15 protein-coding genes and 2 pseudogenes are annotated in these 14,269 nt (G+C 64.4%); 4 read left to right on the top strand and 13 right to left on the bottom strand.

The genetic code is table 11. The annotated features are described in order from the left end of the window. Positions 1–7: 7 nt before the first annotated feature. The 4 genes and pseudogenes from sufC to LRS09_RS22735 all read right to left on the bottom strand — a co-directional run bounded on the left by sufC (position 8) and on the right by LRS09_RS22735 (position 3,875). Entirely contained in the window at positions 8–763 is a 756-nt protein-coding gene (gene sufC, locus LRS09_RS22750; RefSeq protein ID WP_257809262.1) for a Fe-S cluster assembly ATPase SufC, read from the bottom strand. Next, on the bottom strand, positions 756–1,067 hold the full coding sequence (locus tag LRS09_RS22745; protein ID WP_257809261.1) for a hypothetical protein: 312 nt from the start codon (positions 1,065–1,067) through the stop codon (positions 756–758). Before LRS09_RS22745 ends, sufC begins: the two co-directional genes overlap by 8 nt. Positions 1,068–1,069: 2 nt before the next feature. Next, a pseudogene (gene sufB / locus LRS09_RS22740) lies at positions 1,070–2,580 on the bottom strand (Fe-S cluster assembly protein SufB). A gap of 137 nt (positions 2,581–2,717) precedes the next feature. Beyond that, a complete protein-coding gene (locus tag LRS09_RS22735) occupies positions 2,718–3,875 on the bottom strand; it encodes a cysteine desulfurase family protein (RefSeq protein ID WP_257809260.1) in 1,158 nt (385 codons plus the stop codon). Positions 3,876–4,090: 215 nt separating this feature from the next. Here LRS09_RS22735 and LRS09_RS22730 point away from each other — a divergent pair, with 215 nt between their 5' ends. Both LRS09_RS22730 and LRS09_RS22725 read left to right on the top strand, forming a co-directional pair. Next, positions 4,091–4,765 (top strand): alpha/beta hydrolase, encoded by a 675-nt coding sequence (locus LRS09_RS22730; RefSeq protein ID WP_085465134.1) that lies wholly within the window; start codon positions 4,091–4,093, stop codon positions 4,763–4,765. Positions 4,766–4,927: 162 nt separating this feature from the next. Then, positions 4,928–5,299: a DUF1508 domain-containing protein gene (locus LRS09_RS22725; protein ID WP_257809259.1), complete on the top strand. Its 372-nt coding sequence runs from the start codon at positions 4,928–4,930 to the stop codon at positions 5,297–5,299. Here the strand turns inward: LRS09_RS22725 and LRS09_RS22720 are convergent, their stop codons facing one another. Next, positions 5,300–6,451 (bottom strand): anhydro-N-acetylmuramic acid kinase, encoded by a 1,152-nt coding sequence (locus LRS09_RS22720; protein ID WP_257809258.1) that lies wholly within the window; start codon positions 6,449–6,451, stop codon positions 5,300–5,302. 96 nt (positions 6,452–6,547) lie between these two features. Between LRS09_RS22720 and tyrS the strand changes: the two genes are divergently transcribed. Together tyrS and LRS09_RS22710 are read left to right on the top strand one after the other, a co-directional pair. After that, positions 6,548–7,801, top strand: coding sequence for a tyrosine--tRNA ligase (gene tyrS, locus LRS09_RS22715; protein WP_257809257.1), 1,254 nt, complete (start codon positions 6,548–6,550; stop codon positions 7,799–7,801). A gap of 374 nt (positions 7,802–8,175) precedes the next feature. Further along, positions 8,176–8,679 (top strand): DUF805 domain-containing protein, encoded by a 504-nt coding sequence (locus LRS09_RS22710; protein WP_257809256.1) that lies wholly within the window; start codon positions 8,176–8,178, stop codon positions 8,677–8,679. 112 nt (positions 8,680–8,791) lie between these two features. Here the strand turns inward: LRS09_RS22710 and rplQ are convergent, their stop codons facing one another. The 8 genes and pseudogenes from rplQ to rpmD form a co-directional block, all read right to left on the bottom strand. Then, entirely contained in the window at positions 8,792–9,220 is a 429-nt protein-coding gene (gene rplQ, locus LRS09_RS22705) for a 50S ribosomal protein L17 (protein ID WP_085465129.1), read from the bottom strand. A gap of 105 nt (positions 9,221–9,325) precedes the next feature. Continuing rightward, a pseudogene (locus LRS09_RS22700) lies at positions 9,326–10,330 on the bottom strand (DNA-directed RNA polymerase subunit alpha); the annotation flags it as partial. Between the two features lie 100 nt (positions 10,331–10,430). Next, on the bottom strand, positions 10,431–10,820 hold the full coding sequence (gene rpsK / locus LRS09_RS22695) for a 30S ribosomal protein S11 (protein WP_257809255.1): 390 nt from the start codon (positions 10,818–10,820) through the stop codon (positions 10,431–10,433). A gap of 155 nt (positions 10,821–10,975) precedes the next feature. Next, positions 10,976–11,344, bottom strand: a complete 369-nt coding sequence (gene rpsM / locus LRS09_RS22690; protein ID WP_257809254.1) for a 30S ribosomal protein S13 — start codon at positions 11,342–11,344, stop codon at positions 10,976–10,978. Positions 11,345–11,526: 182 nt separating this feature from the next. Then, positions 11,527–12,114 (bottom strand): adenylate kinase, encoded by a 588-nt coding sequence (locus LRS09_RS22685; RefSeq protein WP_257809253.1) that lies wholly within the window; start codon positions 12,112–12,114, stop codon positions 11,527–11,529. Between the two features lies 1 nt (position 12,115). Then, positions 12,116–13,450: a preprotein translocase subunit SecY gene (secY, locus tag LRS09_RS22680; protein WP_257809252.1), complete on the bottom strand. Its 1,335-nt coding sequence runs from the start codon at positions 13,448–13,450 to the stop codon at positions 12,116–12,118. 126 nt (positions 13,451–13,576) lie between these two features. Then, positions 13,577–14,047 (bottom strand): 50S ribosomal protein L15, encoded by a 471-nt coding sequence (gene rplO / locus LRS09_RS22675; protein ID WP_257809251.1) that lies wholly within the window; start codon positions 14,045–14,047, stop codon positions 13,577–13,579. Between the two features lie 22 nt (positions 14,048–14,069). Then, entirely contained in the window at positions 14,070–14,267 is a 198-nt protein-coding gene (gene rpmD, locus LRS09_RS22670; protein WP_257809249.1) for a 50S ribosomal protein L30, read from the bottom strand. Positions 14,268–14,269 lie beyond the last annotated feature (2 nt).

The following is a 14,269-nucleotide window of genomic DNA, read 5'->3' as shown; positions in this document are numbered from 1 at the left end:
CTCGACCTCACGCCGCCTCGCCGATCAGGCCGGCATAGCCGTTCTTCTCGAGCTCCAGCGCCAGTTCCTTCTCGCCCGACTTGATGACCTGGCCCTTGTAGAGCACGTGCACCGTGTCCGGCACGATCAGGTCAAGCAGGCGCTGGTAGTGGGTGATGACGACGACGGAACGGTCGGGCGAGCGCAGCGCGTTGACGCCGTCGGCGACGATTTTCAGCGCGTCGATGTCGAGGCCCGAATCCGTCTCGTCCAGCACGCAGAGCGACGGCTGCAGCAGCTTCATCTGCAGGATCTCGGCACGCTTCTTTTCACCGCCGGAGAAACCGACATTGAGCGGGCGCTTGAGCATCGCGAAGTCGATGTCGAGGCTGGCCGCCTCTTCCTTCACGCGCTTGATGAATTCCGGCACCTTAAGTTCCGCTTCGCCGCGCGCCTTGCGCTGCGAGTTCATCGCGACCTTGAGGAACTCCATCGTCGCGACGCCCGGTATCTCCATCGGATACTGGAAGGCGAGGAACACGCCCTTCGCGGCCCGCTCGGCCGGGTCCATCTCCAGGATCGACTCGCCGTTGTAGAGGATGTCGCCCTCGGTGACCTCGTAGTCGTCGCGGCCGGCGATGATATAGGACAGCGTCGACTTGCCCGACCCGTTCGGCCCCATGATGGCCGCGACCTCGCCGTCCTGTACGGTGAGGTTCAATCCACGGATGATCTCGATGCCACTCTCGGCGATACGGGCATGAAGGTTCTTGATCTCAAGCATTCCGGTCGTCTTTCATGTAATCGGAGTAGGTCAGCGCGTAGTCGGTGTGCTTGCGCGCCGCGTCGATGAACTGCCAGGCCGAGAGCGCCGCTCCGGCCGCGAAAAGAAGGGCCGAAGCGACCACGAGCCACGACGGTCCCCAGACCGCTCCGACCGTTGCCAACAATCCAGCCGCGATGCCCCAGCCGATCAGACCCGTCAGAAACCGCCGCGTAAGGCGCCACCCCTCCGGCGTTACCGGGTAAGAGCCGGAGCCACCGTTGGAACGGACAAACCAGATATCGGGCGGCAGCTGGCGCGGCATGGCTATCCCACACTCCCCTCCAGGCTGATGCCGATCAGCTTCTGCGCCTCGACGGCGAATTCCATCGGCAGTTCCTGGATCACGTCCTTGACGAAGCCGTTGACGATCAGTGCGATCGCCTCCTCTTCGGGGATGCCGCGCTGCATCACGTAGAACTTCTGGTCCTCGGAGATCTTCGAGGTCGTCGCCTCGTGCTCCACCTGGGCGCTGGCGTTCTTCACCTCGATATAGGGCACGGTGTGCGCGCCGCAGTCGTTGCCGATCAAGAGCGAGTCACAGTTGGTGAAGTTGCGGGCGTTCGTGGCGCGGCGGTTCACCGACACCTGGCCGCGATAGGTGTTGTTTGACTTGCCGGCCGAGATGCCCTTCGAGATGATGCGGCTCGACGTGTTCTTGCCGAGATGGATCATCTTGGTGCCGCTGTCGATCTGCTGGTGGCCGTTCGAGACGGCGATCGAATAGAACTCGCCGCGCGAATCGTCGCCGCGCAGGATGCAGGACGGATACTTCCAGGTGATCGCCGAGCCGGTCTCGACCTGCGTCCACGAGATCTTCGAGCGCGCGCCGCGGCAATCGCCGCGCTTGGTGACGAAGTTGTAGATGCCGCCCTTGCCGTCCTTGTCGCCGGGGAACCAATTCTGCACCGTAGAATACTTGATCTCGGCATCGTCGAGCGCCACCAGTTCGACCACTGCGGCATGGAGCTGGTTCTCGTCGCGCTGCGGCGCCGTGCAGCCTTCGAGGTAGGACACATAGGCCCCCTCCTCGGCGATGATCAGCGCAGCTCGAACTGGCCGGTGTTCTTCTCGTTGATGCGGAAATAGGTCGACAGCTCCATCGGGCAGCGCACGCCCTTGGGCACGAACACGAACGACCCGTCGGTGAACACTGCCGAGTTCAGCGTCGCATAGTAGTTGTCCGTCGTCGGCACGACCGAGCCGAGATACTTCTTCACCAGCTCCGGATGTTCGCGGATCGCCTCGGAGATCGACATGAACAGCACGCCGGCCTTGGCGAGTTCTTCCTTGAAGGTGGTCACCACCGAGACGGAATCGAACACCGCATCCACCGCGACGCGGCCGGACTTGTAGACATTGTCGCTGGCCTCGCCGTCCTCGGCGGGCTTCTGGACGCCGGCGAGAATCTCCTGCTCCTTGAGCGGGATACCGAGCTTCTCGTAGACCTTGAGAATCTCCGGATCGACATCCTCCAGCGAACGCGGGCCGGACTGGTTCTTCGGCGCGGCGTAGTAATAGATGTCCTGGAAGTCGATCTTCGGATAGTGGACGCGCGCCCAGGTCGGCTCCTCGAGCGTCAGCCAGCGGCGATAGGCGCCGAGGCGCCATTCCAGCATCCACTCGGGCTCGCCCTTCTTGGCGGAAATGAACCGGATCGTGTCCTCGGACAGGCCTTTGGGTGCCTTGTCCATCTCGATGAAGGACTCGAATCCGTATTTGTACTGGTCCACATCGATGTTGCGGACCTGCTCGATGGTCTCCTGCACAGCAGGCATCAGCGTTCTCCATCCATGTCGGGTTCAAGGCCCGACCGTTTTCAAACCTGGCGACACCTCTCGGCGCACGCCTCATTTAGTGTCTTTGCGCGGAAAATACAGGCCCATCTCGACAAGGCCGGTATGCCCGCGGCGCATTACGCGGCCTTCACGGCCTTCCTCGCGGCCAGCTTGCGCAGCGCCTGCGCAAACAGGACCAGATCCTCCTGCGTCGTGCCGCGGCCGATCGACACCCGAAGCGCGCCGCCATACGCGCCTTGGCCCATCGCCGCAAGCACGTGGCTCGGTCCGACCTTGCCCGACGAGCAGGCCGAGCCGGCGGAAAGGGCGACGCCTTCGAGATCGAAGGCGATCTGCGCGGTCTCGGCCTTGAGGCCGGGAATGGCGAAGAAGGTCGTGTTCGGCAGCCGCGGCGCGGCACGGCCGAAGATCACCGCATCGGGCACATGCGCCAGGATCTCGGCCTCGAAGCGGTCGCGCAGGGCAGCAACCTGGTCCATCTCGGGCAGCAGAGCCGCCGCCTCCCGGGTGGCCGCGCCGAAGCCGGCGATTGCCGCCACGTTCTCGGTGCCGGCGCGGTGGCCGTGTTCCTGTCCGCCACCCCTGATCAGCGGCTCCGGCATCAGCACGCCTCCGGCCGAGACGACCGCGCCTGCGCCCTTTGGGCCGCCGATCTTGTGGGAGGAGAGAATCAGGAAATCCGCGCAACCGTCGGAGATGTCGAGCCGAATGCGGCCCGCGGCCTGCACGGCGTCCAGCACCAGGATACCGCCGGCCGCGCGCACGATGGCCGCGATCTGCGCCACCGGCTGCACCACGCCCGTCTCGTTGTTGGCGAGATGGATCGCGACCATGACCTGGCCGGCGGCGCGGTCGTGCCGCTCCAGCTCCGATGCAAGCTCGTCCAAGCGAAGGATGCCGTCGGCATCGACGCCGATGCGCGTGACCGCCTCCTGCGCGAAACGGCCGCCGTTCAGCGTCGCCGGATGGTCGGCGGCGCAGACGATCAGCCTGGAGACATGCAACGGCGCGCGGCCCATGCGCCAGTTGGGCGTCAGCAACCAGGACGCGCCCTCGGTCGCACCCGACGTGAAGACGACATTGGCGGGATCGGCGCCGACAAGTGCCGCCACGTCGCGACGGGCGGCCTCGACCAGGCGCCGCGCCTCCCGGCCCTGTGAATGGACCGAGGACGGATTGGCGTCGATCTCCAGCGCTCCGACCATCGCCGCGCGCGCGGCGTCGCTGAGCGGCGCGCTTGCATTGTGGTCGAGATAGCTGCGTCTGGCCGCCATGGTGCGCCGGTTCGCTCCTTCAGCGGCAATCGACCGACCGCCGCGCAATTTCCTTGAATTTCAAAGGGCGGACGTCCTATCTAGCCCGTCGAACGAGCGGACATCCTAGCCCAGTTTTGAACAATTCTAAACTGGTTATTAGGCTGCCCGCCCCGGCGTCAAGCCGGAACCCGTGAAGGTCGAGCCGTACAGCCGGAGCGACAGTTGGAGTATATATGCCTGAAGTGATTTTCAACGGCCCCGCCGGCCGCCTCGAAGGACGTTATCAGCCCTCGACGGAAAAGAACGCCCCGATCGCCATCGTTCTGCATCCACATCCGCAGTTCGGCGGCACGATGAACAACAAGATCGTCTACGACCTGTTCTACATGTTCCAGAAGCGCAGCTTCACCACGCTCCGCTTCAACTTCCGAGGCATCGGCCGCAGCCAGGGCGAGTTCGACCACGGTTCCGGCGAGCTGTCGGATGCGGCCGCAGCACTCGACTGGGTGCAGTCGCTGCATCCGGATTCGAAGAGCTGCTGGGTCGCCGGCTACTCCTTCGGCGCCTGGATCGGCATGCAACTCCTGATGCGCCGGCCCGAGGTCGAGGGCTTCATCTCGGTCGCGCCGCAGCCGAACATCTACGACTTCTCGTTCCTGGCCCCCTGCCCGTCGTCGGGCCTGATCATCCACGGCGACGCCGACAAGGTCGCGCCGCCCAAGGATGTGCAGGGCCTCGTCGACAAGCTGCACACGCAGAAGGGCATCACGATCACGCAGAAGACCATCCCGGGCGCGAACCATTTCTTCTCGAACGACGCCGACGTGCTGATCGAGGAATGCTCGGACTATCTCGACCGCCGGCTCGCGGGCGAACTCGCCGACCCACGGCCGAAGCGGCTGCGCTAAGCAGCTCACAGCAGCATCGCCAAGAACAGGCTGGAAGGAGGAAGTGCTTCCAGCCTGTTCTTCTGTGTGCGCCGCAACAACGGCATTGCTCGACAGGGGAGTGACTAAGTGTCACTTTTTGCCGGTGAACGAATCACCGCTCCAAACGAGGGGGACCCTACAGTGAGCAAGTTCGAAGTCTACAAGGACAAAAAAGGTGAGACGCGCTTCCGGTTTCGTGCGGCCAATGGCGAGATCGTCTTTACGTCCGAAAGCTACAAGGCCAAGGCCTCGGCATTGAAGACCATCGAGTCGATCAAGAAGAACGTCGGCGACGCGCCGGTCGAGACAGTAGAGGCGACCGCCAAGAAGGCCGCGGCGAAGCCTGCGGCCAAGGCAGCGGCACCGAAGGCTGCCGCCAAGCCGGCAAAGGCCGCCGCTGCGCCGAAGGCCGCGGCCAAGCCTGCCGCTGCTGCCAAGCCCGCCGCCGTGAAGGCGAAGGCGCCGGCCAAGGCAAAGGCCCCGGCGAAGGCGAAGGCCGCCGCCAAGAAGTAACTAGCGCTTAACAGCGCCTGACGTTTCGAACGGCAGGCTCAGCGCACCGCCGGTCACGGGCAAGCGGCAGCCCGTGGTCGTCGGGAATGTCAGCGGCAGGCCGTGCCTTGCGCGTATGGCGAGATAGGCCCACGCCTCGGCCTCCATCGCGTCGCCGTTCAATCCCGCATCCTCGGCGAGGATGACCATCCCGCCCTCACGCTCCGTGCCGCGGCGCAGGTCGCCGACGATATGCGGGTTCTTTCGGCCGCCGCCGCAGATGATCCACAGTTTCGGGACCGCTGGCATGTGGTCCGCCGCGCGCAGGATGGCTTCGGCCGACACCGCTGCGAGCGTGCGCGCGCCGTCGGCCAGTTCCAGACCCGGCACCTTGTCGAGCGCGAAGTCGTTGCGGTCGAGCGACTTCGGCGCCGGGCGCGAGAAGAACGGGCTCGCGAGATAGGCCTCGACCACCGCCTGCACGACGCCCCCTTCGCTCGCGATCATTCCGTTCTCGTCGAAGGGCAGCCCGCCCTCCCTCGCGACCCACTGGTCGATCAGCGCATTGCCCGGCCCGGAATCGAAGGCTACTGGATCGCCCTCCCCCGGCACCCAGGTGACGTTCGAGATGCCGCCGATATTGACAAAGGCTACGGGCAGCTTCTCGCGGAGATCCGGCGGCAGCGAGCGGGCGAGCGCGGCGTGATAGGCGGGCACCAGCGGCGCGCCCTGCCCGCCGTGCAGCATGTCGTTGGCGCGCATGTCGTGGACGACCGGCAGGCCGGTGCGATCGGCAAGCAGCTCGCCGTCGCCAAGCTGCACCGTCAGTCCGCGCTCGGGTCTGTGCAGCACCGTCTGGCCATGGAAGCCGATCAGCGCCACGTCGGCCCATCGCCCGGCCAAGCTGGACCGGAACGCCTCCACGGCCGCGGCATGGCGGAGCGTGATCTCCCGTTCGAGCGCGGCAAGGCCGCCGGGCCGCTCCGTTCTCTCCCCGATCGACTTCGCGTCTTCCAGCGAGGCCTCGATGCGCCGCCGGAAGGCGGCCTCGTAGGGCACGAAATGCGCCGGGCCGCGTTCGACGAGATCCGCGCCGTCGCTCGCCACGACCGCGAGGTCGATGCCGTCCATCGACGTGCCGCTCATCAGCCCGATCGCACAGATTGCCGTCATATCCCTCAATCCTTGTGATTCCGGGCCTACTGATGCTAAACGCGCGGGCGCGCTAGGGCCAACCATCGCGCACCAACGCTGTCCGGAAAGTCTGTCATGTCCGCCTTCAAGTCCGAATTCCTGCGCACCATGTCGGAGCGCGGCTTCATCCACCAGATCTCCGACGAGACCGGGCTGGACGAGCTGTTCGCTAAGGAGAGCGTGTCGGCCTATATCGGCTTCGATGCGACGGCGAAGAGCCTGCATGCCGGCTCGCTGATCCAGATCATGATGCTGCATTGGATGCAGAAGACCGGCCACAAGCCGATCGCGCTGATGGGTGGCGGCACATCGATGATCGGCGACCCGTCGTTCAAGGACGAGGCGCGCAAGCTGCTCACGCCGCAGGACATCGAGGACAATCTCGTCGGAATCCGCCGCAATTTCGAGCCCTACCTCACCTTCGGCGAAGGCCCCGGCAAAGCGACGATGGTCAACAATGCCGACTGGCTGATGACGATCAACTATGTCGAATTCCTGCGCGATGTCGGCCGGCATTTCTCCGTCAACCGGATGCTGTCCTTTGACTCCGTCAAGCTGAGGCTCGACCGCGAACAGTCGCTGTCATTCCTTGAATTCAACTACATGATTCTCCAGGCCTACGACTTCGTGGAGCTCAACAAGCGCTTTGGAACGCGGCTGCAGATGGGCGGCTCGGACCAGTGGGGCAACATCGTCAACGGCATCGACCTCGGCCACCGCATGGGCACGCCGCAGCTTTACGCCATGACCACGCCGCTCCTGACGAGTTCTTCCGGCGCCAAGATGGGCAAGACGGCCTCCGGCGCGGTCTGGCTCGACCCGGACATGTTGAGCCCCTACGACTTCTGGCAATGCTGGCGCAACACCGAGGACGCCGACGTCGAGCGCTTCCTCAAGCTCTACACAACGCTGCCGCTAGCGGAGATCGCGAAGCTGGCGGCGCTTGGCGGCTCCGAGATCAACGAGGCGAAGAAAGTGCTCGCGACCGAGATCACCGCCATGTTGCACGGCCGCGCCGCGTCCGAACAGGCGGCGGAGACGGCCCGCAAGACGTTCGAGGAAGGCAGCGTCTCCGACGACCTGCCGACCGTCACCGTGCCGCAATCGACGCTGGACGCCGGCGTCGGCATCCTGTCGCTCTTCGTGACGGCCGGCCTCGCCGCCTCCAACGGGGAGGCGCGGCGCCACGTCCAGGGCGGCGCGGTCAAGGTGAACGACAGGCCCGTGTCGGACGAGCGGCTGCAGCTCACCGCCGCCGACCTCGCCGACAACGGCGCGATCAAGCTGTCGCTCGGCAAGAAGAAGCACGTGCTGGTGCGGGCGGCGTAGGCGCGGCTTCAGGATGTGTCCGATGGCTTGGCGATGCGCCGGCCTCGGACCCTCGCCGCGAACACATCTGCTGTCATCCGCGGCACCGGCCCGGGCGGTGGCGCACCGACGGGTTTTGCAGCATCACTACCAACAGCACACACGCGATGCGTCAGTCGACAAGAGTCGCCTGCTTATCCTTGTCAGCAAGATAGGTGCTGGCAGGTGAGAGCAGTTGCTTTGCCGCTGGGGAAGATGATTGCTTCAAGGGTCAGAGAGGTGTGAACATAGAGCGCAAAGATTTCTCCACCCTGTCACGCGGACCGCGTTCACGGCACCACAACCTTTGATAGGTAAGAGACACCTCAGGGGACGAGGCTAAACTCGGAGGACACGTGAAGGCGTTTTTCACCTCCATTGCACACAATCTCACAAGCCTCTGGCGCTTCTCGGGATATGACACGCGCAGCCTTTTCTGGCCGTACGCGATAACCGTCTGCGTTCTCCTCTATGCCGCGATGATGACAATCGTGCTCCCCGAGATGGAGCGAATGGTGACCGGGTCGAGCCGACCCGAGGACGTATTCGCCATCGACATGTCGGGCATGATACTCTGGTCACTTCTGTTTACCGCAATAGCAACAATGCTGCTCGCAGCGTCGGTCGTCCGGCGGTTGAGAGACCGAGCAAAATCGCCCTTCTGGGCGCTCCCGCCCGTTGCGTTGACAGTTGCTACCTCTGTAACCTCCCCGACAAATCTGCAGGGGATGCTCGCTTTGCCCGGTTGGGCCACGTTTGCGATATTCCTAGCGAGCCTAACGATGCAGATATCGCTAATCTACCTGATCGTTCTGCTTGCGGGACGGAGCAGGTCCGGAAGCGCCGGCACCTCCGAATAGCAGGTGTGGATCATTGAACTGGCCACTGTCCGACGCTCGCCGTTGGCGTGTGCACCAGACAAACAAAAGGGCCCTTTCGGGCCCTTCGTCATTCATCCCGATGCGAAGCCGATCAGGCGGCTTCGCTCTCGGCAGCGGCTTCAGCCTCGGTGCGGGCGCGGTCGGCCGCACCCTTGGCCGAGACGTCGCGGTCGACGAACTCGATCACCGCCATCGCGGCGTTGTCGCCGTGACGGAAGCCCGCCTTCATGATGCGCAGGTAGCCGCCGTTGCGCGAGGCATAGCGGGGCGCGATCGTCTCGAACAGGCGCTTGGCCAGCGTGTCGGAGCCGATGGCCGAGATCACCTGGCGGCGGGCGTGCAGGTCGCCGCGCTTGCCCAGCGTCACGAGCTTCTCCACGATCGGGCGAAGTTCCTTGGCCTTGGGCAGCGTGGTGAGGATCTGCTCGTGCTCGATGAGGGATGCGGCCATGTTCGAGAACAGGGCCTTACGGTGACTGACGGTGCGGTTCAGCCGGCGGCCGGAACGTCCATGGCGCATGGCTTATCTCCTAAGGGTTCTGGGCGTTGGCCCGGTGTTTCGTTCCGCGAGTGGGGAGTGGCGAGTGGGGTGCCCCATTTCGCCATTCGCCATTCGCCTCAGTATCTGGTCTTCGTAGCGCTTGGCGAGGTCTTCGATGTTCTCCGGCGGCCAGTCCGGCACTTCCATGCCGAGATGCAGGCCCATTGCCGCGAGCACTTCCTTGATCTCGTTGAGCGACTTGCGGCCGAAGTTCGGGGTGCGCAGCATCTCCGCCTCGGTCTTCTGGATCAGGTCGCCGATGTAGACGATGTTGTCGTTCTTCAGGCAGTTCGCCGAGCGGACCGACAGTTCGAGCTCGTCGACCTTCTTAAGCAGCGCCGGGTTGAAGGCGAGCTCGGTGACGGCTTCCGTCGCCTGCTCCTTCTGGGGCTCGTCGAAGTTGACGAACAGCGAGAGCTGGTCCTGCAGGATGCGCGCGGCGAAAGCCACGGCGTCCTCGCCCGTGATCGAGCCGTCGGTCTCGATCGACAGCGTCAGCTTGTCGTAGTCGAGAACCTGGCCCTCGCGGGTGTTCTCGACCTTGTAAGAGACCTTCTTGACCGGCGAGTAGAGCGAGTCGACCGGGATGAGCCCGATCGGCGCGTCGTCGGCGCGGTTGCGCTCGGCGGGCACATAGCCCTTGCCAGTGTCGACCGTGAACTCCATGCGGATCTCGGCACCCTCGTCGAGGGTGCAGATCACGTGGTCGGGGTTCAGGATCTCGACGTCGCCCACGGTCTGGATGTCACCGGCGGTGACATAGCCCGGGCCCTGCTTGCGCACGACCATGCGCTTGGGACCATCGCCTTCCATCTTGATGGCGATTTCCTTGATGTTCAGCACGATGTCGGTGACGTCCTCGCGCACGCCGGCGATCGAGGAGAACTCATGCAACACGCCGTCGATCTGCACCGCGGTCACGGCCGCGCCACGCAGCGACGAGAGGAGAACGCGACGCAGCGCGTTGCCGAGGGTCAAGCCGAAGCCGCGCTCGAGCGGCTCGGCGACCAGCGACGTCATGGTCTTGCCCTTCGAGGAGAACTCGACCTTGTTCGGCTTGATCAGGTCCTGCCAGTTTTTCTGGATCATCTGTATGTCCTTCCGTTACCTCGTCACTATCCAATCGTGACGAGCGATCTGGAAAATGCCTTCGGCGCCCCATGGGCGCCGCCGGCGGGAATATGAAATTTCAGACGCGGCGCTTCTTGCGCGGGCGGCAGCCATTGTGCGGGATCGGCGTCACGTCGCGGATCGACGTAATGGTAAAGCCCGCAGCCTGCAGCGCGCGAAGGGCGGACTCACGACCCGAACCCGGACCGCAGACCTCGACCTCCAGCATGCGCATGCCGTGCTCCTGCGCCTTCTTGGCGCAATCCTCGGCGGCCATCTGGGCGGCGAACGGGGTCGACTTGCGCGAACCCTTGAAGCCCTGGGCACCTGCCGACGACCAGGCAATCGCATTGCCCTGCGCGTCGGTGATGGTGATCATCGTGTTGTTGAACGTCGAGTTGACGTGCGCGACGCCCGTCGAAATGTTCTTGCGTTCGCGACGGCGGACGCGTGCGGCTTCCTTGGCCATGTCTTGCCTTTCGATCTCTACGCCGCCGTAATGCCAGCGGCTACACCAGAAGAGAGGGGAGCAGGGGAATAGGGCAGTAAGGGAGTATGTTGGTCGCGGATTTCCGCACCGTCTTCCCTACTGCCTTACTCCCGCATCTCCCATACTCCCCTAAATTACTTCTTCTTGCCCGCGATGGGCTTCGCCGGACCCTTGCGGGTGCGGGCGTTCGTGTGGGTGCGCTGGCCGCGGACCGGCAGCGAACGACGATGGCGCAGGCCGCGGTAGCAGCCGAGGTCCATCAGGCGCTTGATGTTCATCGACACTTCGCGACGCAGGTCACCCTCGACCTTGTAGTCGCGGTCGATCGCTTCGCGGATCTGCAGCACCTCAGCGTCGGTGAGCTGGTTGACGCGACGCTCCGCGGGGATGCCGACCTTCTCGATGATCTCGGCCGCGAACTTCGGGCCGATGCCATGGATATACTGCAGCGCGATGATCACGCGCTTGTTGGTCGGAATGTTGACGCCGGCTATACGAGCCATCTTCATCTCCATGTGAGCCAGTCGGGCTGGCATTGTTGTTGTGTCCCGCGTCCGGTGGAGGCCGGCCCTTGCGGGTGTTCCGATCAAAGCACGGACATGTCCTTGCGGACCATCCAACCATGCGATCTGATGGGAGACGCGCCGCTATAGTGCAACACGCCCTCCCCGTCAACCGCTGAATGTCACTTGTTCGAGGCGAGCAGCGCTTCGATCTGCGTCGTCACGTCGTCGATCGAAGCCATGCCGTCCACGCCCTTGAGCAGGCCCTTGGCATAGTAGTAGCCGATCAGCGGCGCGGTCTTCTTGTAATATTCGCGCAGGCGCTCCTCGAACACCTCGGGATTGTCGTCCTTGCGGACCGGCTGGCCGGCAGCGGCAGCCTCTTCCGCGCGCTTGACGATGCGGCCGACCAGCGCCTTGTCGTCGACGACGAGCTCGATGACCATATCGAGCTTTAGGCCGCGCTCGGCCAGCATCTTCTCGACCGAATCGGCCTGGACCAGCGTGCGCGGATAGCCGTCGAGAATGAAGCCCTTCTTGCAGTCGGGCTGGTCGATGCGTTCGGCGACGATCGCATTGACGATCTCGTCCGACACCAGTTCGCCGGCATCCATCACCGCCTTGGCGCGCTTGCCGACCTCGGTGCCGGCCTTCACCGCCGCGCGCAGCATGTCGCCCGTGGAAAGCTGCGGTATTCCGTGCTTCTCGACCAGCCGCTGTGCCTGCGTCCCCTTGCCCGCCCCCGGCGGGCCCAGCAGTATCAGCTTCATTCTATCTCTTGCCCCCCCGCAACTTCGACTTCTTGATCAGCCCTTCATACTGATGGGCGATCAGATGACCCTGGATCTGCGCCACCGTGTCGAGCGTGACGCTCACGACGATCAGCAGCGACGTGCCTCCGAGATAGAACGGAACGCCGGTCGCCGAAATAAGAAATTCGGGTAACAGGCAGATCACGACGAGATAGATCGCCCCGACGACCGTGATGCGGGTCAGCACGTAATCGATGTATTCGGCCGTTCGCTCGCCCGGACGATAGCCGGGGATGAAGCCGGAATGCTTCTTCAGCTGGTCGGCCGTGTCCTTCGGATTGAACACGATCGCCGTGTAGAAGAAGGCGAAGAAGACGATCATCGCCGCATAGAGCGCCATGTAGAGCGGCTGGCCATGGCCGAGCGCGGCCAGGATCGAGCTCGCCCAGCCCGGCATCGTGGTCGTGTCGGAGAAGCCGGCCACGGTCGCGGGCAGGAGCAGCAGCGAGGAAGCAAAGATCGGCGGGATGACGCCGGCGGTGTTCAGCTTCAGCGGCAGGTGCGAGGTGTCGCCCTGGAACATGCGGTTGCCGACCTGGCGCTTTGGATACTGGATCAGCAGCCTGCGCTGCGCGCGCTCGAAGAACACGATCAGCGCGATCACCACAACCGCGAGCACGATGATCGCCAGGATCAGGCCGGTCGACAGCGCGCCGGTGCGGCCGAGTTCCAGCGTGCCGGACAGCGCCGACGGCAGGCCAGCCACGATGCCGGCGAAGATGATCAGCGAGATGCCGTTGCCGATGCCGCGAGCGGTGATCTGCTCGCCGAGCCACATCAGGAACATCGTGCCGCCGACGAGCGTGATCACGGCGGACAGCTTGAAGAACCAGCCCGGGTCGGTGACGATGCCCGTTCCGCCTTCAAGGCCGACCGCGATACCGTAGGCCTGCACGGTGGCCAGCAGCACGGTGCCGTAGCGGGTGTACTGGTTGATGACCTTGCGGCCCTGCTCGCCTTCCTTCTTCAGCTGTTCGAGCGTCGGGACGACCGACGTCATCAGCTGCATTATGATGGAGGCGGAGATGTAAGGCATGATGCCGAGCGCGAAGATCGCCATGCGCTCGACCGCGCCGCCCGCGAACATGTTGAAGATGCCGAGCACGCCGCGCGACTGGCCCGCGAAGGCCTGTGCGAAGGCGTCCGGGTTGATGCCGGGGATCGGGATATAGGTGCCGAGGCGATAGACAAGCAGGGCGCCGAGCGTGAACCAGATGCGCTTCTTGAGGTCCTCCGCCTTGGCGAAGGCCGCAAAATTGAGGTTCGAGGCAAGCTGCTCGGCTGCTGATGCCATGGGGAATCTCCGCTTCGGCAGGCGAATTGACTCACGGGAGGCGAGTCATGCTTTGAGCCGAAGCCTCGAAATAGGCTCCGGCCCGCAAAGATGCAAGCAGCGGCGCCGTCGCACCGCTGCCCTATGTCACTCGGACTTGGCTTCCGGCAGCTTGATCGAGCCGCCCGCCTTTTCGATCTTCTCGAGGGCGGCCTTGGAGGCGCCGGCCACGTCGAACGAGACCTTCGCCTTCAGCTCGCCGTCCGAGAGAACGCGCACGCCGTCCTTGGCGCGGCGGATCACGCCGGCCTTGACGAGAGCGGCGGCATCCACCGTCTCCTTGGCGTCGAGCTTCTTGGCGTCGATCGCAGCCTGGATGCGGCCGAGCGAAACGGTCGCAAAGGACTTCGACGAGACGGGCGTGAAGCCGCGCTTGGGCAGGCGACGGTAGAGCGGCATCTGGCCGCCCTCGAAGCCGTTAATGGCGACGCCGGAGCGGGCCTTCTGGCCCTTCACGCCGCGTCCGCCGGTCTTGCCCTTGCCGGAGCCGATGCCGCGGCCGAGCCGCTTGCGGCCCTTGGTTGCGCCTTCGTTGTCGCGCAATTCGTTGAGTTTCATGTCTCTTCTCCTGCGCTCCGGCTCACGCCTCGTCGACGATGCGAACGAGGTGGCCGACGGAGGCGATCATGCCGCGCACCGAGGGGGTGTCCTCAAGCGTGCGGCGGCGATGCATCTTGTTCAGGCCGAGGCCCACGAGCGTCGCGCGCTGTTCCTTCGGACGACGGATCGGGCTGCCGACCTGCTCGACGGTGATGGTCTTGGTGGCTTTCTTCGCCATGA

The organism is Mesorhizobium sp. J428, assembly GCF_024699925.1.
In the GTDB taxonomy this organism is placed as follows: Bacteria; Pseudomonadota; Alphaproteobacteria; order Rhizobiales; family Rhizobiaceae; genus Mesorhizobium_A.
Note: the sequence above shows the minus strand (reverse complement) of the source record. Positions and strands in the feature narration are given on the sequence as shown.